At 65.0% G+C, this 18,561-nt stretch carries 12 protein-coding genes; 1 reads left to right on the top strand and 11 read right to left on the bottom strand.

Translation table 11 applies throughout. The features are described from left to right. Position 1 precedes the first annotated feature (1 nt). The 4 genes from dcd to AC1DNC_RS07565 form a co-directional block, all read right to left on the bottom strand. On the bottom strand, positions 2–577 hold the full coding sequence (gene dcd, locus AC1DNC_RS07580; protein ID WP_476861954.1) for a dCTP deaminase: 576 nt from the start codon (positions 575–577) through the stop codon (positions 2–4). 65 nt (positions 578–642) lie between these two features. After that, positions 643–1,092: an SRPBCC family protein gene (locus AC1DNC_RS07575; RefSeq protein WP_476861953.1), complete on the bottom strand. Its 450-nt coding sequence runs from the start codon at positions 1,090–1,092 to the stop codon at positions 643–645. A 125-nt stretch (positions 1,093–1,217) separates the two neighbouring features. Then, the gene (locus tag AC1DNC_RS07570; RefSeq protein WP_476861952.1) at positions 1,218–2,339 is read right to left on the bottom strand and encodes a glycosyltransferase family 4 protein; all 1,122 of its coding nucleotides are present in this window, start codon (positions 2,337–2,339) and stop codon (positions 1,218–1,220) included. A gap of 143 nt (positions 2,340–2,482) precedes the next feature. After that, the gene (locus AC1DNC_RS07565; RefSeq protein ID WP_476861951.1) at positions 2,483–3,856 is read right to left on the bottom strand and encodes a glycerophosphodiester phosphodiesterase; all 1,374 of its coding nucleotides are present in this window, start codon (positions 3,854–3,856) and stop codon (positions 2,483–2,485) included. A gap of 304 nt (positions 3,857–4,160) precedes the next feature. On the opposite strand from AC1DNC_RS07565, the gene AC1DNC_RS07560 reads away from it, so the two are divergent. Beyond that, entirely contained in the window at positions 4,161–6,023 is a 1,863-nt protein-coding gene (locus AC1DNC_RS07560) for a right-handed parallel beta-helix repeat-containing protein (RefSeq protein ID WP_476861950.1), read from the top strand. On the opposite strand, the gene AC1DNC_RS07555 is transcribed toward AC1DNC_RS07560, so the two are convergent. The 7 genes from AC1DNC_RS07555 to AC1DNC_RS07525 all read right to left on the bottom strand — a co-directional run bounded on the left by AC1DNC_RS07555 (position 5,952) and on the right by AC1DNC_RS07525 (position 18,447). Continuing rightward, entirely contained in the window at positions 5,952–7,238 is a 1,287-nt protein-coding gene (locus AC1DNC_RS07555) for an O-antigen ligase family protein (RefSeq protein WP_476862614.1), read from the bottom strand. The two genes, AC1DNC_RS07560 and AC1DNC_RS07555, sit on opposite strands and share 72 nt — an antisense overlap. Next, a complete protein-coding gene (locus AC1DNC_RS07550) occupies positions 7,238–8,677 on the bottom strand; it encodes a Wzz/FepE/Etk N-terminal domain-containing protein (RefSeq protein WP_476861949.1) in 1,440 nt (479 codons plus the stop codon). Before AC1DNC_RS07550 ends, AC1DNC_RS07555 begins: the two co-directional genes overlap by 1 nt. A gap of 54 nt (positions 8,678–8,731) precedes the next feature. Then, positions 8,732–9,496 carry a CDP-alcohol phosphatidyltransferase family protein gene (locus AC1DNC_RS07545; RefSeq protein WP_476861948.1) on the bottom strand — a complete coding sequence of 255 codons (765 nt, stop codon included), beginning with the start codon at positions 9,494–9,496 and terminating at the stop codon, positions 8,732–8,734. Between the two features lie 117 nt (positions 9,497–9,613). Beyond that, positions 9,614–15,133 (bottom strand): PKD domain-containing protein, encoded by a 5,520-nt coding sequence (locus AC1DNC_RS07540; protein WP_476861947.1) that lies wholly within the window; start codon positions 15,131–15,133, stop codon positions 9,614–9,616. Then, entirely contained in the window at positions 15,126–16,424 is a 1,299-nt protein-coding gene (locus AC1DNC_RS07535) for a polysaccharide biosynthesis protein (protein WP_476861946.1), read from the bottom strand. The genes AC1DNC_RS07540 and AC1DNC_RS07535 overlap by 8 nt, the downstream gene beginning before the upstream one ends. Continuing rightward, positions 16,424–16,870 carry a DUF4352 domain-containing protein gene (locus AC1DNC_RS07530; protein ID WP_476861945.1) on the bottom strand — a complete coding sequence of 149 codons (447 nt, stop codon included), beginning with the start codon at positions 16,868–16,870 and terminating at the stop codon, positions 16,424–16,426. The genes AC1DNC_RS07535 and AC1DNC_RS07530 overlap by 1 nt, the downstream gene beginning before the upstream one ends. Positions 16,871–17,238: 368 nt before the next feature. Beyond that, positions 17,239–18,447 (bottom strand): DUF1972 domain-containing protein, encoded by a 1,209-nt coding sequence (locus AC1DNC_RS07525; protein WP_476861944.1) that lies wholly within the window; start codon positions 18,445–18,447, stop codon positions 17,239–17,241. Between the last annotated feature and the right edge of the window lie 114 nt (positions 18,448–18,561).

Raw genomic sequence — 18,561 nt, 5'->3', positions numbered from 1 at the left:
CCTAGATTTCGGTGCGGTGGAAGTTCAGGTGGCTGCGGCTCGCCGTCGGGCCGCGCTGGCCCTGGTAGCGGTTACCGTACTCGCCGGAACCGTACGGGTGCTCGGCGGCCGAGGTGAGCCGGAAAAAGCACAGCTGCCCGATCTTCATGCCCGGCCACAGTTTGATGGGCAGCGTGGCCATGTTGGAAAGTTCCAGGGTGACGTGTCCGGAGAAGCCCGGGTCGATAAACCCTGCCGTCGAGTGCGTCAGCAGGCCAAGGCGGCCCAGCGAGGACTTGCCCTCGAGCCGGGCCGCGATGTCGTCCGGCAGCGTGACGGTCTCGTAGGTGGAGCCGAGCACGAACTCGCCGGGGTGCAGGATGAACGGCTCCCCCGCGTCGACCTCCACCAGTCGGGTCAGCTCGGGCTGGTCCTCGGACGGGTCGATGTGCGCGTATTTGTGGTTATCGAAGAGCCGGAAAAAGCGGTCGATCCGGACGTCCACCGACGATGGTTGGACCATGTCGGGGTCGAACGGCTCCAGCACAATCCGCTGGGAATCGATTTCGGTACGAATGTCGCGGTCAGAGATCAGCACAGGATCAAAAGTACCCCAGGAAATGCCGGCCGGGCTGTGTGCGGCAACTGTTACCGCGACGGCGGCTAGGCTGCTTCCTGGACGTGTTCCAGCTCCAGCACGGATTTGAGCTGTTGCAGCTCAGCGACTTGAGCCTTCAGGGCCCGCTGGATGCTGGGGTACCTCAGGAGCACGGCCAGGCCCGGCCGGCACCGCAGGGCAAAGCGTACCCGTGTGCTGTCGCTCTCCGTGCTGAGGTAGTAACCGCCGTGCGGACGGACCGGTCCGGACACGACCTCAAACTCGATCTCAGCGCCGGGGCGGGTAGCGGTCAATGCGAAGTCCGCGTCTTCGGGCCCTCCGGCTCCGGCAAACAGGGGACGATAGACCGCGCCCTTGGAGCCGGACGCCCCGGAGATGAGCGTGACGCCGCGGATTCCGGGCCGCCAGGAGGGCAGATTGCGGGGGTCCAGCAGGAAGTTGTAAACGCTCATCGCGTCGCGCTGGATCACGACTTCGTACTCTGCAAAGGCCACGGAAATCCTAGGTTGACGGGCGGCTGATGGACGTAGCCCGTTCCCCGGAGACTGCAGCTAACCCACTCAGGGTATCCAGCCAGACCTGCCGCGGGCCCCGTGTACGGCGGGCCTTTACCGAAGAGTTACCCGGCAGGAGCCGGACGTGGCGGCGAATCAGCGCCGGGCCGGGGCAGATCTTCGCTGGCGGCGCGGAGGTGCTGCCGCATCCGCCGCACAGTGCCGGCCCAGGAGTATTTCTCCAGCACCCTCGACGTGCTGGCCGGGTCAGGTTCCGCGTCGAGGACCGATCTGATGCCCGCGGATGCGGCGGCCAGGTTGGTGGGATCGACGAACACTGCGGCTTCACCCATGATCTCCCTGAACACCGGGATGTCGCTTGCCAAGACCTTGGTCCCGAAGGAAAGGGCCTCCAAGAGCGGCATTCCGAATCCTTCGTCCAGGGACAGGAACACAAAGGCATCCGCCCGGGAGTACAGCCAGGCCAACTCCTCGTTGGAGGTGTATCCGAGGAAGCGGATCGCCCCCGACTCGACGGCCTCGCGTAGCCGTGGCGAAAACTCCGCAACCTTGCCGGATTCAGCGCCCACGACCACCAGCGGGTACTGCGCCGAGATCCGGCCGGATTCGAGTGCGGCGTCCAAGGTCATGCCCAGGTTCTTGCGGATGTTGAGCCGGCCAACGGACAGGATGAACCCGCGGACCCCGGCCAACTCAGTAACCGGCCGGGGGGCGGCATGAATAACCCCTGTGTTGGCGCCGAGCCCGATCGGATGGACCGGCTTACCCTTCGTCGAAAACCGCCGGATCCTCTGTGCCTCGTTCTTCGACGACGTGAAAATCATCTTTGCGCGGCGGTCCAACAGCGGCATAAATCCGAAGTACCGCCGCTCCGCAAATGTGAACCATTCGGGATTGGTCAAAAACAGGAAATCGTGGACAAAAACAACGGACGGGCCAAATGCAGGGGCGAAGTTGTGTGCGATCATCACGTCGGCTTTATGCCGCAGGTTCAGGAGCGGGAGTTCAAGAATCGCACTGACACCGTGCGGGGAAAGCCGCGTCGGGACCACCTGGACGTCCTTGCCAAGCTCGTTCCGCACGGCACCGACGTGCCTCCTCGGCACCGCCAGCACAATCTGGTCACCGGCGTAGTCGCGGCTCCACGTCAGCACGATTTGCTTGAGGACTTCCCGGTTCGAGGCCGGTCCGTCGACCCACCAGTGCCCGTCAAAAAGTACTTTCACTAAAGCTACCTTTCCCTGATGGGGTCGGAAGGATCATTCTGACCTGGCGGACTAAGCACCTATAGCGCCGACACATAGCTCAGAACCGGGGTCGGTTACCGACTCAGGACGCCCAGCCCCCGCTTTTCTAGCAGGATTCTCGCTTATCCGAGGCTGACTGTCACGTGCCGGAATTCGACTCCAGGTTGACCGCTGTAGTTTTTGCAGAGCGAGAAGTATCTTCCCTTCTCGGAAGAGTCGTCGACAGAAGCGACAGCCCCGCCTTCGTCCAGGCGTGCAATTCGGATTGAATCGGGGGAAACGTCCACCTGGAATTGCATCCATTCACCGACACCCGGTGGAACGGTGTGGACGGTGGCCAGCTTCGTGCTACCGGAGGCAGCCTCTGTCCGTCGGAAGAGGGCTAGGTCGCCGGAAGCGTCCATTGTCACGTGGTAACCGGAAGGCCCGGGCGACGTGGGCACATAGGGAGCGTCACTGTGCTGCCCGAAAGCAAGGCCTGCCCGGGCTACGGCGGAGGGTTCTCCAGTCCACCGCATGTTGAAGTTGACCGTGTACGTCCCGCTCGCCGCTGGCGCCATTGAGCCCAGACAGTAGCTGAGCGGCGGGTCGTTAGCCAGGAGCACGGATTGGGTTTCCGCCTTGATCAGCGGCTGGGCTGTCCAATTAAGGTTGGAGGGCAGGTCCCCTGCCGCGCGCAAGCCCGTCCCGAAGGCGTCTGCCATTCTCGGCGCGGCGCTTCCCATGACGTACGGGATGTTTGAACACATCATGCCCTGGACCCCCAAGCCCGTCAGCCGCTCGCGCACCCAGCGCGTGTGCACCTCCCAGCAGATGGTCGGTTTACCGAAAGCGACCAACTGCCGGATCTCATCGTCAGTGGCGTTGTGGAAGATGCCCAGCAGGTCGTGCCTGACGGCGTACCGCTGGAACTGGCCGCCTGAACCATCCATGAAATATCCCCAGGTCTTGTACCCGCGGTCCTGCGCCTCCCGGTACGACGGCGAGGCGGCTGGTTGTTTCCACACGAAATGTTCGGTTGGCTGCGGGTAGCTGTCCATGAGGTCCAACAGGTGCTTGGTATTCGTTCCCTGCTTGTCCTCGATGAAAATTACGTGTTTGGCTGCGTGCGCATCCAGCACGTCCTGGAGTTTTGGAATCTGCTCGAGAGGAGCCGCGGGGCCAAGCCATTGGCGCGCATCGGCCCGGAGCGCGGACACGGCGGCATAGTCCAGATCCTTGATCCGATGGTCCTGCCCGGTGAGCCGCAGCGTCGACTCATCGTGATGGCAGACAAGCACTCCGTCGCTGGTGGCATGGACCGAGACTTCGATCGCCGTTGACCCGGCGGCGATCGCCTGGCTGTAGGCGGCCGCCGTGTGCTCGGTCCAGTTATCTCCGGAACCCCGGTGCGCAACGAAGAACGGGGCGGAGCGGAGCAGGCCCTCGATCGTGTAGTTGTCGCCGGTAGGCTGGGATTTCGACGGCGCGCAGCCCCAGACAGGCAGCAGCAGCATAGAGCTCGCAGACAAAGCCACTAGCTGGCGCCTCGACAACCAGGGCCCCGCAGGCATGCATTCGCCAGAACTCAAAAGCTTCCTCCCCAGCCTCAAGCCGCCGTGATTTACTCAGCGTAGGCCCTGCGGGGAAAATTGCCGACAACGCCGCAGCAGGGGCGTCCGCCGTCGTGCTGAAGGCCGTTCGCCGCCCGATTTCGGCGCTCTGGGCTTCTTCCGGATGCCCCGCCGCCATGCAACAATCGTCGGACGGTCTCTCGTTCTGCGGTCTCACCTTCAACCATTCCCACTCAAAGGACTGCGCATGGCTATCCTCAGATTCCGAGGCTCTTCCCGGCTGCACGTCAGGCGTCACGCCGTTGGAGCGGCAGCCCTCACCCTGATCGTGGCCGCCCCGCTCTTGGCGACGGCGCCGGTGCAGGCGGCGTCGGCAGGGTCGCGGCCATCCGCCGCTGTGACGGTCATAGACCCGCCGCCCGCCATGGACCTTTCAGGCACCCGAATCGCGGCAGGTTCGCCGACGGTGGGTTCGACGGCGTACCCGGTACCAACAGGCGCCCTGTTCGTTTCCCCCAACGGATCGGACTCGGCGCCCGGCGCGTCGGCCAACCCCGTGCGGACGGTCGCTCGGGCCATTGCCCTGGCCGCCAGCGGACAGACGATTGTGCTGAGGCAGGGGCAGTACCACGAGACCGTTACCGTCCCGGCGAATAAGCGATTGATCATTCAGCCGTATCCCCACGAGGCCGTGTGGTTCGACGGAAGCGTCCCGGTGCAGAACTGGGTGGCGAGCGGAAATGCCTGGGTTGCCAGCGGCTGGACCGCACGATTTGATGCGAGCCCCACATACACCCGTGGCGCGCCCGACGGCAGCGCCGCCAACTGGACCTTCGTTAACCGCGCGCACCCGATGGCCGCCCACCCGGACCAGGTCTGGATCGACGGGAAAGCCCTCGCCCAGGTCCAGGCATTGGACCAGGTCAAAGCGGGGACCTTCTTCGTCGACTACGCCGCCAAGAAGTTGTATGTCGGGAGCAACCCGGCGGGTCACAGCGTCCGCGCCAGTGACATTTCCAAGGCTGCGACCCTCCAAGGCGGGGGCACCGTTGTCCGGGGCGTTGGGTTCCGGCGGTATGCGCCGTCGATCCCGGATATGGGCGCGGTCACGGCGGAGAAGGACGGCGTCACGATCGAAAACGTCGCCGTCATTGACAATGCAGGCACCGGCATCCATGCCGTCGGCGCCAACATCACCTTCCGTAACCTGACCCTGGCCCGCAACGGGATGCTGGGCGGCAGCGCCAGCACGGCGGACAACTTCAAGGCCACCTCGGTGCTGGCCTACGGAAACAACACGGAAGCGTTCAACCAGTCCCCCGTAGCAGGCGGCTTCAAAGTGACCCGCTCCCGCACGGTCAAGTTCAGCAACAGTTCGTTTGTGCGCAACGCCGGCCCCGGGCTCTGGCTGGACGAATCCGTCTACAACGGTGTCATCACGCGCAACGACTCGATCGCCAATCTGGGGCATGGCCTGACGATGGAGATCTCAGCCAAGTTCCTGGTCGCCGACAATTACATCGCCGGGAATCTGGGCAACGGCGTCAAGCTCAATGACACCAGCCACGTGGACCTGTGGAACAACACCGTCAGCGGCAATGGCCGGAACTTGAATATCGTCCAGGACAGCCGCCGGGCCAGTAACCGTTCCTTGCCCGGCCACGACCCACGCCAGGCGTTCCCCGACCCGACGATGACATGGATCAACACCAAGATCGCCGTCCGCAACAACATACTTGCCGGCGGGACCGGCAATTGCCTTCTTTGCGTGGAGGACTACTCCCACCAGTTCAGCGCCGAACAACTCGGGATATCGGCCAAGGGCGACGTCTACCAGCGCCCCTCGGCCGGCAGCCCAGCGTGGGCAGTCGTGTGGTCGCGGGGGCCGGGCAATCCCGCCGTGTTCACGACCGTCCCAGCCTTCAAGTCGGCCACCGGGCAGGAATCCTCCCACTTCGTAGTGGACGGCCGGCCAGCCCTGAACGGCTGGCAGCCCACCTCCGAGGTCACGGCCAGGGACGCGACTGTCGCGCAGCCCCTACCGGCGGTCGTAGCGGCCGCCCTGGAAAGGAACGCGGGCGTGCAGCACCTGGGGGCCTGGCTGGCCTGATCCGCCCCATTTTTGTTCGGGTCCGACAGCCTGGCCCGTGGTCCTGACACGCTCAACCAGCAGCGAAACCGTCAGGAAAACGATGAAGGGCACGTTGGAATCGACGAGGCCGTTCTCGAGGAAGCTCCGAATCAGGATGAAGGCCAGGATCGGGGTGGTGATCGAGCGGACACCCCTCGCCGACAGGCTGCCGAGCACTGCGGAGAGTGACCAGGCCGCCAGTACCGCGGTGCCAATGACACCGGCCTGGGCCAGCGCGGAGATCCAGCTGCTGTCCAGCACTTGGTCCTGCCAGTACTGGCCCTCCACGGCTACTTGTTTTACGGACAGCCCCGCGCCCACCCACCGCTGCCAGGTCTCCGGCGGCGTACTGAGCACGGTGTCCCACGCGATCGTTCGGGCGTTGAGCGTCAGCAAGTCCGCGCCGGCCGCATCTCCTCGCTCCAGGATGCTTGAAACCAGCGGGGTCTCCGTCACAACAAAGAACGCCGTGGGGACCAGCGCGATGAGGGCCAGCCCGGCACCGACGCGAAGCCGCCGGGCGTGCAGCAGGATCAACACGCATGCCACGGCAAAAGCAAAAAGACCCGTCCTTGACCCGGTCATCCATACGGCAGCCAGCAACGCGGCCAGAAGCGGAAGACCCGTCCTGTTCTTCATGCTGCCAATACTCAGTTCGTGCACCACGCCCAGGGCCGGCAACCCGCAAAGGAGAGAAATTTCGTTGGGGTTCAACGGCGGGAACACACCGTAGATCCGCCCCTCAACCCCCAGGGTTTCCAGCCCGGACACGGTCGCGCACAGCCCCACCAGGGCCATCATTGCCAGCAGCGACTGCAACAGCGTTCGGGCAGGGAACGTGCCGGCCAGCAGCACAATGGTTACGGCGATGAGCACCACCCGGACGGTCAGTATTAGCGACGCCGGTACGTTGCCGTCCGAGATCGCCCCTAGGACCGAGACCGACACATAGACCATGAGGAAGGCCAGCGTCCGGCCGCCGGCCCGCAGCCTGCCCTGGCCGCGGCGGAAGCTCCAGGCTGCGGCTGCCAGCGCCGCAAGCCCCACGACGGCCTTGATGACCACCACGGGATCCAGCCCGCCGGAAAAATAGACTCCCCTTCGCCAGGAAACGACACTTGCCAGCGTCAATAGCCACACAATGTACGGCGCGGCGCTTCTCCGCGGCTCGAGGGCGCCGGGCAGCGGCGGCATCACCGGTACTCGTGGACTCTTTGCAGCTCAAACTGCAGATCGGTATCGCGGAAGTCGCCCGACCGCCATCCGTCGGTGACGGGCACGCGCCGGGAACCCGGCACCGACGTCATGACAACACCGAGGGGCCGCAGCCCGAATGCCTTCACTTCGGCCAGCAGGCGGGCGAGGTCGCGCTTGCGGGTTGTCCCGTGCTCCACGGCCAGCAGAACACCGCCCGCAGATGGAGCCACCATCGCGAGACTCAGTGCAGCCGAACGCGGACCGGCCTCCGCCAGAATCACGTCAAAGCTTTCGCGGAGCCTGTTGGCCACCATGGGGAACCGCTTTTGCGTGACGAATTCGCTGGGTGCGGCAGCCTTGGAGCCAGCCGGCAGAATCTGGAATTGGCCATCGGCACTTGGGGTAAGCGCCTCGACCAACTCGCACTTTTCGCTGAGCAGATCTGCCAGGCCACGGGTACCGGACGGCAGCGCAGCGTCGTCCGCTGAGCCGGCCGGCGGCTCCGATTCCAGCAGGCAGACGGCTCTGCCAGTGCTGGCGAGGGTCGCGGCCAGTTCCTGCCGCAACGAGTACTGCGCCTGCCAATCGAGTTCCGAGACGAGGACCAACAAGTTCGGCAGCCTGCCGCCGGCAACAAGCTGCAGGTTGGTTACCAGATCCTGGTGGGACCGGGTCTCATCCTGGGCCGACCGGCGCCGGGACGGGATGACAGTTTGGCGGCGGCCCTTGCGGTTCAACACACCGAGGACCGGCAGATCGCTGGCCGCTCGAACGTCATCGGCAGTGCGGATCCGTTGGCCGAACCGCTTGCCAAGAACCGCCGTCGCGAGCCCCAGCGAGAGTCCTATCAGAACCCCCAAGGCGCCGTTCAGCGGCAGGCTTGGAGAGGTCCTGCTCGAGGGCGGGGAGGCGGGAACCGTCTGCACAAGCGAGACGGCGGAAGTAGCTTCGCCTTTGGCCGTCTCCAATACCCCGACCTGCACAGCCAGGTTCTTGGCGACCGCGTTGGCCACTGCGGCCGCCTGTTCGGCGGAGCTGTCCTCGGCCTGCACCTTCAGGAAGAACGTATTGGTCGGGTTGGCAGCCGAGACACGAGCCTGCAGGTCCTCCAGCGAGCCGCCCAGTTTGAGCTCCGCCATGACGGGCAGGAGCACATCGGGGCTCTGCACGACGGCGGGATACGACTTCACCCGTTGAAGGCCGAACTGGGAACGCTCGTAAAGGGAACCTGTCTTGGAATCAACCTTGAGAAAGAGAGTCGCTTCTCCGGTGTAAGTCGGCGGGATGCGCTGAGTAATGAGCCCCGCCAGCCCTCCTCCGACCAGGGTGCAGACCAGGATCAACAGCCAGCGTTCCCGAAAAGCCTTCAAATAGTCGGATAGCTCCATGAGATTTTCCCGATCGCAGTTCCCGTCCCACTGGGGTTTGTAGTACATAGCATTACATCCAAACTAGTAATTGACGAGGAAAAGTGCGCAGAAACCGCCAGGCTACGCTTTAGCAAATGCCCGTACTTCCCGGAACCACTTCGGGAGGGCCAGGCCGAGAAATACGATGTTCGCGATTAGCAGTGCGGCATAGACAGTGATGAAGGCCTGCGGCAGCCAAAGCAGGCCGAACACCACGATCATCAGGCCATAGTCGGTGGGGACAACAGCCAGTGAATACCACACGGACGAGCGCCCCTCCCCCTGAAGGAACATCGCTGAGCTGCCGCGGTGCTGGCGGCGCAACTGGTCCGTCAGGATGACCGCGAAAAAGAACACGGACGACACGACGGTGTAGGCCAGGGGAACCAGATACCAAGCAGCGTCCAACTTGTAGAACTGCCACCAGCACAAGAGGACCGCTATGTGCAGGAGATTGGCTTTGAAAGCATCGACCACATGATCCAGCCATTCGCCGGCGAAGGTACCCCCGCCGCGCAAGCGGGCCAGTTGCCCGTCGGCTGAGTCGAGCGCGTACCCGGCCATGAGCAGGAAAACCGCGGCAAGAGACGTAAATGCCCGGGGAGGCGTGGCGGCCACAATCAGCAGGCCGAAAAATGTCAGGCCCGCGCTTATCGCCGTCACTTGATTCGGTGTCATCTTCCAGGCATATGCCAGCGCGGCGAGGGGCCTTCCCAGCGGCCGATTAATGTACCGGGAGTATGCCGGAGCACCTTTCGTTGTTTTCTGTGCCGTCCTCAGCGTCTCTAAAGCGACCCTGAAAACCTGGATGGAGCCCAGGCGGGAAATGTTCAGTGCATTCGACATTCCGGTCCTTCCTTGGATAAACAATTCACCGTTCTTCCGGTGGCAACTCAGGTCCCCGGGGGCCGAGGCCTCAGGCGGTCTTGCCCGCCTGAGGCCTCGGCTGGATAGCATCCCGGGCTATTGGTCCGCGCTCTCCCCGGCCCACCAGTTGTCCCACGAGGCGACGACTGGTGCCACGGTTGCGGACCCGGAGAGGTAGGAGAACAGTCCGACAGAGCCTGCTACCTGTAGGCCGGCAGTGGAGTCGGTGCCCGTCTTCGTCCAGGTCGCGGGCTCCGGAGTGCCCGCCTTCCAGACCTTGGCTTTCACCGTCGTCGGGGATGTTCCCGTTACCTGCACCCGAATGTTCAGGACGTCTCCGACTTGGTAGGTGAGCCCTGAGACCACCGACTCGGCGGCCACCATGGTGCCGACCCCGGAGGTGTTCACACGGAACAGGCCCAGGGTGACTCCCCCGTTTGCCAGCAGGTTGACCTTGGCGCGGTAGTCGCCTTGCCCGTCGACGCTGCGGCCAATGACGGACAGATTGATTCCGCCGCCGGTCGGGGCCTTGTCTACTCCGGCGGCCACCCGAATCTCGGCGTCAGTCTGGCTTACCGACTTCTGGAAGATGGAAGGGCCCGATCCCGGACCCGCCATGCGGATGTTCCCCTTTCCGTTGCTGACCGAGAAGTTGCTGGCGCTGGAAGTGCTGGTCCAGGCGCCGCCCTGGTCAGCGGAACCGAAGCCGCCGGTGACGGTCCGGGAGAACGTATCCTGCGAGAAGCTCCGCTGCGTCACCACCACCTGGGCAATTTTGGTGGAGCTTGCCCCCTGGTCATCGGTGGCCGTGAGGCGGACGGTAAACGTTCCGGGCTTCCCGTAGCGGTGCGACGCGGTCACTCCCGTGCCGGTTGCCCCGTCACCGAAGTCCCAGGCGTAGCCGGCGACCGATCCGTCGGAGTCAGTCGACGTAGAGCCGTCGAAGGAAACCTGCAGGCTGCCCGCCGAATTGGTGAAGGCCGCCACCGGAGGGGTGTTCGGCGCCGCTGTGGCCGTGACCCGGTGCGTGACCGAGTTGGTCGCCCCGGAGTTGTCGGTCACCGTAAGCACGGCGTCGTAGTCGCCCGCGGTTGCATAGCTGTGGGTCGCCGTGGCGCCCGTCCCCGTCGCGCCGTCCCCGTACGCCCACTCGTAGCTGCTGATGGTCCCGTCCGAATCGGTGGAAGCCGATCCGTCGAAGCTGACCTTCAAGTTCTGCACCTGGGACGTGAATGCCGCCACCGGGGCTGCGTTCGCGGGCGCTGAGGCCGTCACCTTATGGACGATGAAGTCCGTTGCTCCCTTGTTGTCAGTGACAGTCAGAGTGACCGAGTAATCGCCGGCGCTGACGTAGTTGTGATTCGCCGTCGCCCCCGTTGCCCCGGTTCCGTCGCCGAAGTCCCACGCGTAGGCGGCGATCGTGCCGTCCGGATCGGATGAGGCTGCGCCGTCGAACTGTCCGCTCAGCCCGTTGACCACACTCGTGAACGAGGCGACCGGCGGCGCATTTGGCGGTGGGGCGGCTGTCACTGTGACCGCGTGGACCACGGCGTCCCGGGCACCCTTGTTGTCGGTGACCGTCAGGGTGACGTTGTACGTTCCCGCCGCGCCGTAGGCATGCGCGGACGCGGCCCCGGTTGCGGTTGACCCGTCGCCGAAGTCCCACGCGTACGCGTCGATCGTTCCGTCCGGATCGGACGACGCCGATCCGTCGAAGGCGGCCCGGAGATCGGTGGTGGTGAACGCGTAGGCCGCCGTCGGTGCCCTGTTGGGTGCAGGGGCGACCGTGACGTCGTGGGCGATCCGTGCCTGGCCGCCGCGGTCATCCGTCACCGTCAGTGTGACGGTGTATGTGCCGGCAGCCGCGTAGCTGCGGTGCGCGGTTACCCCGGTCCCGGTTGAGCCGTCACCGAAGTCCCAGCTGTAGTCCACGATCTGCCCGTCAGAGTCGCTTGAAGCCGAGGCGTCAAAGGATCCGTCAAGGCCCTGGATGGCCGGGGTGAAGGCAGCGGTGGGCAGCACGTTTGGCGGCCGTTCCACGGTCACCTCCCGGGTGGTGGTGCTGGTCCCGGCCCGGTTGTCCGTCACGGTCAGCGTCACGGTGTACTTCCCCGGATTCAGGTAGGTGTAATCCGTGTTCACGCCCGTCGCTGTGTGCCCGTCACCGAAGTCCCAGGCGTAGTCCACCAAGGTGCCGTCCGGATCGTGGGACGCCGCTGCATCCACGGATACCTTGAGGTTCGCCACCGAAGCGGTGAAATCCGCCGACGGCAGCTGGTTAGGCGGTTCCGTGACAGTTACGTCGTGGGAGACCGTCGATTTCCCGCCGCGGTTGTCGGTAACGGTCAGCTTGACGACGTACGTGGAGGCAGCCGTGTAGCTGTGGGTTGCCGTGGCCCCGGAGCCCAACTGGCCGTCACCGAAGTCCCAGGCATAGTCCGCAATCTGCCCGTCAGGGTCGCTGGACTGGGTGCCGTCCACTGTGACGTTCAGGTTGTCGCCCGTGGAGGTGAACCCGGCGACAGGCAGGACGTTGGCCGGTGCGGCCAGGTTGTAGTGGGCAGCCACCCGATCTGCGCTCAGCGCCTTCGAGTACACCGCTACTTCGTCGATGGTGCCCTCGAAGTAGGGGCTGGACGATCCCCAGGTCGTGTCCCCGCCGACGCGCCAGTAGCCGGTGTAGGGCTGGGCTTGCGTCTGCGGGTTGGTTCCCACCAGGGCGCCATCGAGGAACAGCTTCATCCCGTCACTGGACTGCTCGGCGACCATGTGATGCCATTTGCCGTCGTTGTAGGCGACCGGGGTGATGATCAAGTTCGGCTGGCCTGTCCAGACTCCGAAGGCGAGAGTGCCGTCGTCCTGCATGTAGACGTGGCGGTCGTAGTTACTGGACAGTCCCGTGTTGCTGTTGCCAAAGCCGATGATCTTGCCGCCCCGGGTGGTGGTCGTCTTGAACCACGACTCGAGGGAGTAGCTCGTCGGATTGGTGAGCGAGCTTTGGCCGGCAACTGCTGCGTCCTGGCCGTTGAAGCTGGCCGCTGTTCCGCTGTAGCCCGGGATCACGCCGGTAGCGCCCTTGGTTACGCCGCCCTGGTAGGCGCCGTTGTTGCTGGACTGGCTGGAGTCCGCAGCCACGTTGCCTGCCGACTCGTCCAGCCTCCAGTAGAGATCCGGCTGGTCGGATGTTACGGACGTTCCGTAGGCGTCCGTCGGCGCCGGGGGAAGGCTCGATTCCCGGCCGCTCGCAGTGAAGTGCGAGAGGACTGTCTGCCGTGAAAGCACCGTCGGGTAGATGGCAACATCGTCGATGGCACCGGCGAAGTAGGAGCTGTCCGGCTGGTTGGGCCAGCCTCCGAGGTTGTCGCCGCCGATGCGCCAGTAGCCGTTGTAGGCCTGGCCGGAGGTAACGTCGCTCCTTTGACCCGCGGGGACCCCGTCGATGAACAGGTGCATTCCGTCAGCGCCCAGGCTGGCGGTGACTTGGTGCCACTGTCCGTCGTTGTAGGTGTTGCTGGTGCTCAGTGTCTGGACCCCTCCGGGGTAGACGCCAAACCAGACATGCCCTGCGTTATCCATGTAGATGTGGCGGTCGTAGCTCCCCGAGTTTCCGGTTGCCGAGGCGCCAAAGCCGAGAATCTTTCCGCCCCGCGTGCTGGTGGTGTTGAACCATGCTTCCGCCGTGAACGTGTCGGGCCCCGGAGCGGCGCCCCGGGTGGCAGCGAACCCGGCGCCGGAGCCGTCGAAGTTCGACGCCGCGTCGTTGGGAATGGCGCCCGCCGCACCGCGGGTGACTCCGGTGCCGGCGTCGGCATCCGCGAAGGAGGCGTTGTCGAAGACGACGGACCCGGTGGGCTCATTCAGCGGCCAGTAGTTCGTGGCCCCGTCGGCGATGATCTTCCGGGCGTAGGCGCTGGGCGTGGCCGAGGAAACTACGACCGCATCCGACCGGCTGCCCGTGTAATTGTTACCCGACGGATCTTTTACCCGGACACGGTAGGTGTGGCTGGAGCCCGGCACGAGGCCGGTGTCCGTGAACCCTAGCTGAGGCAGCGCCCACCACGGTGATTTGGCGTCGATGCTGAACACCGGGACCGTGCCGTTGTCGCGCAGCACTTCGTAGGTCAGAGTGCCGTCGTCGATATCCGAGGTGCCGGTCCAGGCAACCCGGGTTGTCCCTGAGTTGAGGGACAGAACGGAAGGCTTCATCGGGCTGTAGGCCGGCCCCACCTTGTTGGGGGCGACGGATCGCTTCGCGAAGGTGGCGAGGCCCTGCTGGTTCTGCCCGTTTACCCGCGTGAATTCACCACCCATGACGAGGTAGGTTCCGTTGTTGGCCAGCGCCCAGCCGCCCTGGTACATGCCCGTGTAGCTGCCGGCGTTGACTTCGGGGTACCACGGCAACTGCGTGGGTACCGGCTGATAGGCGTAGTTCATGTTTGACCCGGGGGCCCCCTGGTCAGTACCGGTGGCGAAGGTCGTGTCGGCCGTGGCCCGCTTCCAGATCTGCGGGTCGTGATCGGCGAACGTGCCAACCGACGTGCAGTCGTGGGCATGGCCCACGGAGTACATGACCTGGTCCATGACGGACACACCGTACGTGGCGCCGTAGCAGTTGTTCAGCCAGAGCAGGTCGCCGGTAGCGAAGTCAGCGGCGAACCGGCCGTCGAACCAGTGCCCGCCCTCGCCGTCTGCGCTGGCGTAGACCACGCCGCCGACCAGGGACAGTTCGGTGACTCCGGAGCGGTTGGTATCCTGCCGCGTTGGAATGGGGCGGCTGGTCCAGGGAAGCAGCCCGCCGCTGGCGCCATCCACGGCCCCGATGCCGACAACGGGCGAACCGTTGAGCTGCTGGAAGCGGCCGCCGACGACGACCCTGCTGCCGTCCGGCGCGGCCACGACGGCCTCTACGATGTCGTCGGACGCGGGATTCCACGGCAGCAGTGCGCCTGCGGCGGTGGTGAACGAGGCCATGTTGCGGCGGGTCGCGCCGCCGGCAACACCGAATGATCCGACCACATAGACCGCGGTGTTGCTCGCCGCGACGTTCCAGACCGAACCGTTGACGGTCGGCTTGAAGTTGGGGTCGAGCGCGCCGGTGGCGGCGTCAAAGGCCGCAACTTTGCCGCGTGTGCTGCCCGAGACGGTGGTGAAGTCGCCGCCCAGGTAGATCTTCTTTTCATCCGGCGAGACTTTGATGGTCCGGGCCTGGGCGTTCAGGTTTGGGTTCCAGGGCAGGATTGCCCCCGTCAGGATGTTGAACGCCATCGCATTGTTCCGGGTAACTTCGTTGGTACCCGCCGCGGAGCCCGACGGTCGGGCCTTGGTGAAGCTGCCCACCGCGTAGGCCGTGTTGCCGATGACCGCCGTCTTCCATACGACGCCGTTGATCTGTGGGGTGGGCAGCACATCGCCGCTCACTGTTGGTGGGAGTTGGGGTGGCGGCGGGGGGTTGTCCGCTGCCGCGGCGGCCCCGGCGCTGAAGAAGGCAGCAATGACGACGGCTGCGGTTGCGCCCGCGAGGCCCCGGATGGAACGCCGGAAGCCGATATCGCCCGCCTTCCTGGCCGACGCCCCCCTGAACGAGTGTTCCTGCGCTGGATACTTACTGCTATGCACGATGTGCCACCTTTCGAGACCGCGGATATTGAACTACTGCCTGTGATTGAATTTCGGAAGTAAGCAGGGGCCGGATGAGCAACCTGCGTATGAGGGGCCCTCCCAGCAAGGAGCCCACCGCCATCAGCGCCGGAACCAAGGTGTATCCAGCTGTGAAGGCGACGAAAGCTCCGGCGAGCATGAGGGATAAAACGGAGTCCACCAGGCGCAGGCCGAGGACGCCTGCCTGTTTTCCCCGGACGGCGGCTAGGGCACCGTACGGCGTTACTGCCGCCACGGAGGTGGCGTAGGCGATCCACCCGAGGACGGCCGCCGCATCGGGTTGCTGCCCGGCCACCACCCTGCCGATGCTGGGCAGCGAAGCCATGGCGATGATGCCGGCTCCCAGCGCGACGACGGTCAGCACGGCCACACCCCGGTCTGCCCTCCGCAGCAGCTCCTTCATCGAAACGGTGTGTTCCCGGGCGAAGGCTGCAAAGAGGTACGAAGATGCCCCGCTGACCATCAACATGATCGGCGCGACGTAGATCCGCGCGACCTCCAGGTGACCGGTCGCGGCCAGTCCGACCATGAGGGTGACCGTCACCCGAACGGCCGTCAGCAGTGCGGGGCGGACGGCCTGCTGGAGGGACCGCCAGATCCCGTACCGTGCCACCTCCGGGGAAAACTTACGGGCCCTGGCAACGAGGTAGCGGTCGCTTTTCGGCAGGAGCACGATCCCGACCGCAAGCGCCGCCAATTGCCCCCAGATCAGGGCCGCGAAGAAGGAGGTCAGGTCAAGCGGACCGGCAGTTGCGGCCAAGCCCAAGGCCGCCAGGGCCCCACCGAGCCCGAACAGGTCAACCACCACGATCTTCCAGAACAGGAGGTGCGCCATGAGCAGCCGCCTCACTGTGTCCTCGAGGACGAAGACGATGATCGCGCCGCCGAAGATCCAGGCTCCGGGCGGCGCCAACAAACCCGAAGCCTGCGCGACCACGGCGCCGCACAGGCCGGTCCCAAGGCTCAGGCCGAGGCACCAGAGCTGAAGGGTGAACCTGATCGACGAGTCGTGGCGGTCCAGTACGGTCAGGGTGTCGCCCACGAAACCGCTCACGACCGCGGTGATCAAAAGAATGATGCCGTACAAGATGGCGAATTGCCCCAGGCCATCGAGCCCGAGAGCCCTCACCGCCAGAAGCTGAAGTCCAAAGCTTGCGAGCGCCTGGGAGCCTTGGGCCGCGACACCGCCCACCATCCCCCGGCCGCCGGTGGCAGCCGAGGCTTTTAGCCGGACCTTGTGGCTGCCCACTACCGTGGCAGGTTTCCGCTGAGGGCAGCCGGCGCGTGGGCGCCGTCGATGTCGATGAACATGGTGCCGGCGTCGGTGCCCTTGGGGACCATGAAGGCGTAACCCCGCGTCTGGCTTTCACCGGCCTTGATGGTGCCGCCGAAGTCGGCCTCATCAGCGCCGTCGTAGAGCGGTGCAGCTGCAATATTTTGCCCTCCGTACCGCAGGGTAACTACGACGCTCGAGACCGCCAGGTCCTTGCTGGCGCCGTTTTTAATGGTCACATCCATGTGCACGAAGGGCGCCCCCGTTATTGAACCCGGGCCAGTGGCCGTCACCACACCGCCGCGCAGGCCGCCCACGGACACCACCACTCCGTCGTCGTATTTTGCCGGCGAGGTACCGAAACCGCCCGCCACTGCTTTGGCCTTTGCCGCAGCGGGTTTTTCGTTATCCCGCTTAACCACGGGGGCGACCTTGGAGTTGTCGACGAACCCCGGACCGCCAGGCGGCAACGTCGGTCCTTCCGCCGTGGGCTTGGGGTCACTGGCCCCGGCGTCTGAGTGCGACACAGTACCGGCCTGCCCGACACCGGACGCGACGGGAGCGTTGCAGCCCGACAAGAGGGCGATGCTTGCGGCAGCTCCTACGACGGCAGCGAGGACTTTCCTCGTCAGCGGGCCGCCTCTTGAACCCCTATAAGCGAAGGTTGGCTGTACCTCCGGGCTTTGGTGCATTGGGACCTCCATAAGCGCACTACTGGAAACGGGCAGAGCGGCGCCACAGCCGCTTCGGATCGAGTCAGAACTCCCGGGAGCTCCCCGGCCCAGGCGGGTCACGACGCCACCTGGCTTTCGTCCGGAGCGTGGCTGGCCACGGCGGCGGTCCGGCCCCGGCCTCGGCCCTGCGCCCTCGTCAGCGTCCGGGATGCCAAGGCGATGCAGAGGGCCTCATAGCGGTCGGCCACATCGTCCCAGTCGTACCGCGTGGCGACGTCCCTCGACTGGCTTCCCCTGGACCGGATATCGGCAGGGTGCGCTTCCGATTCCTCTACCAGGCGCGCGACGTCGCCCGGGTCCCGGAAGTACCGCCCGGCCGAGCCGAGGACCTCCCGGTTGAAGTTCACATCGAACGCATTTGTTGCCGCGCCAGCACCGATCGCCCGCAGAAGCGACGGATTGGTCCCGCCCACGGAATGCCCGTGCCAGTAGACCAGCGCGTTGGCGTAGAGCTCGTCCAGCAGGTCTTGGTTCCAGACTCCGCCGAGGAATCTCACTCTTTCGTCCGCTGACGCCGTGAGCTTTTCGTTGTATTCGCGGCCATAGGGGGTGGAGCCGACGACGATCAAGGGGAGTTTGGCGTTGCTGCGTACGTAGCCCTCCACGATGGTGTGGACGTGGTTCTCCGGCTCAAGCCGGGCAACCACCAGATGGTATTTGCCGGAAGCCAGATCAAGGGACGCCAGCTCTTTGGGCTCCCGGGGCGCAAGCAACGGCGCACCGTATGAAATCAGTTCGGTATCCGCGTCAAAGGTGGCCCGGTAGTAGTCGCGAATGCCGGCCGCATCCGCGATCAGTGCATTGGAGAACCGAACAGCGAAGCCCTCGGCCCAGCGGTAATAGCGTTGGCCGACGGGGCCCCACTTGGCGCGCTTCCATTCGAGGCCGTCCATGTGGGTGGCGACCGGAAGCCGGCCCAGCCGGAGCAGTGGAAGCCAGGGCGCATTGGCTGCGTTGAAAACTATCGTGGCATCCGCTCGGCGCGTCAGGAGGTGAGCCACAGAAAGTCCGGTGTGGCTCAAAGTCTCAAGGGAGCGTCGTCGTAGGGCGGGCAGGTGCACCAGCCGCATGCCGGCAAATTCCCGGGCTTCCTGGCCGGGGCTGTTACCGGTGCGGCAGTAGACGGTCACCCGGTGCCCGCGTTCCGCGAGTCGGCGCCCTACTTCCTCTACGCAGGTTTCGAATCCTCCATAGTGTGCCGGCACGCCGCGCGTACCCACCAAGGCAATCCGTAAACCGTCAGACGGGCGAGTTGAATGCTTCACTTTTACCCCCACAGGTGTTTCTTGTTGATAGAGACCGAGCTGTAAATGGAGACCGAGCGTTGATCGAGACCGGGCGTTGCCTTGGTAAGCGTGCGGACAGCTGCCGGGCTGGCT

The sequence above is a fragment of the Arthrobacter sp. 01N442 genome, from assembly GCF_056399345.1.
This window is presented reverse-complemented; position numbering and strand designations above follow the sequence as displayed.

What these genes read in the sequence shown, in the direction of transcription:
- AC1DNC_RS07560 (WP_476861950.1), top strand. Translation starts at nt 4,161, where the DNA reads ATGGCTATCCTCAGATTCCGAGGCTCTTCCCGGCTGCACGTCAGGCGT.
- AC1DNC_RS07550 (WP_476861949.1), bottom strand. Translation starts at nt 8,677, where the DNA reads ATGTACTACAAACCCCAGTGGGACGGGAACTGCGATCGGGAAAATCTC.
- AC1DNC_RS07545 (WP_476861948.1), bottom strand. Translation starts at nt 9,496, where the DNA reads ATGTCGAATGCACTGAACATTTCCCGCCTGGGCTCCATCCAGGTTTTC.
- AC1DNC_RS07565 (WP_476861951.1), bottom strand. Translation starts at nt 3,856, where the DNA reads ATGCTGCTGCTGCCTGTCTGGGGCTGCGCGCCGTCGAAATCCCAGCCT.
- AC1DNC_RS07555 (WP_476862614.1), bottom strand. Translation starts at nt 7,238, where the DNA reads ATGCCGCCGCTGCCCGGCGCCCTCGAGCCGCGGAGAAGCGCCGCGCCG.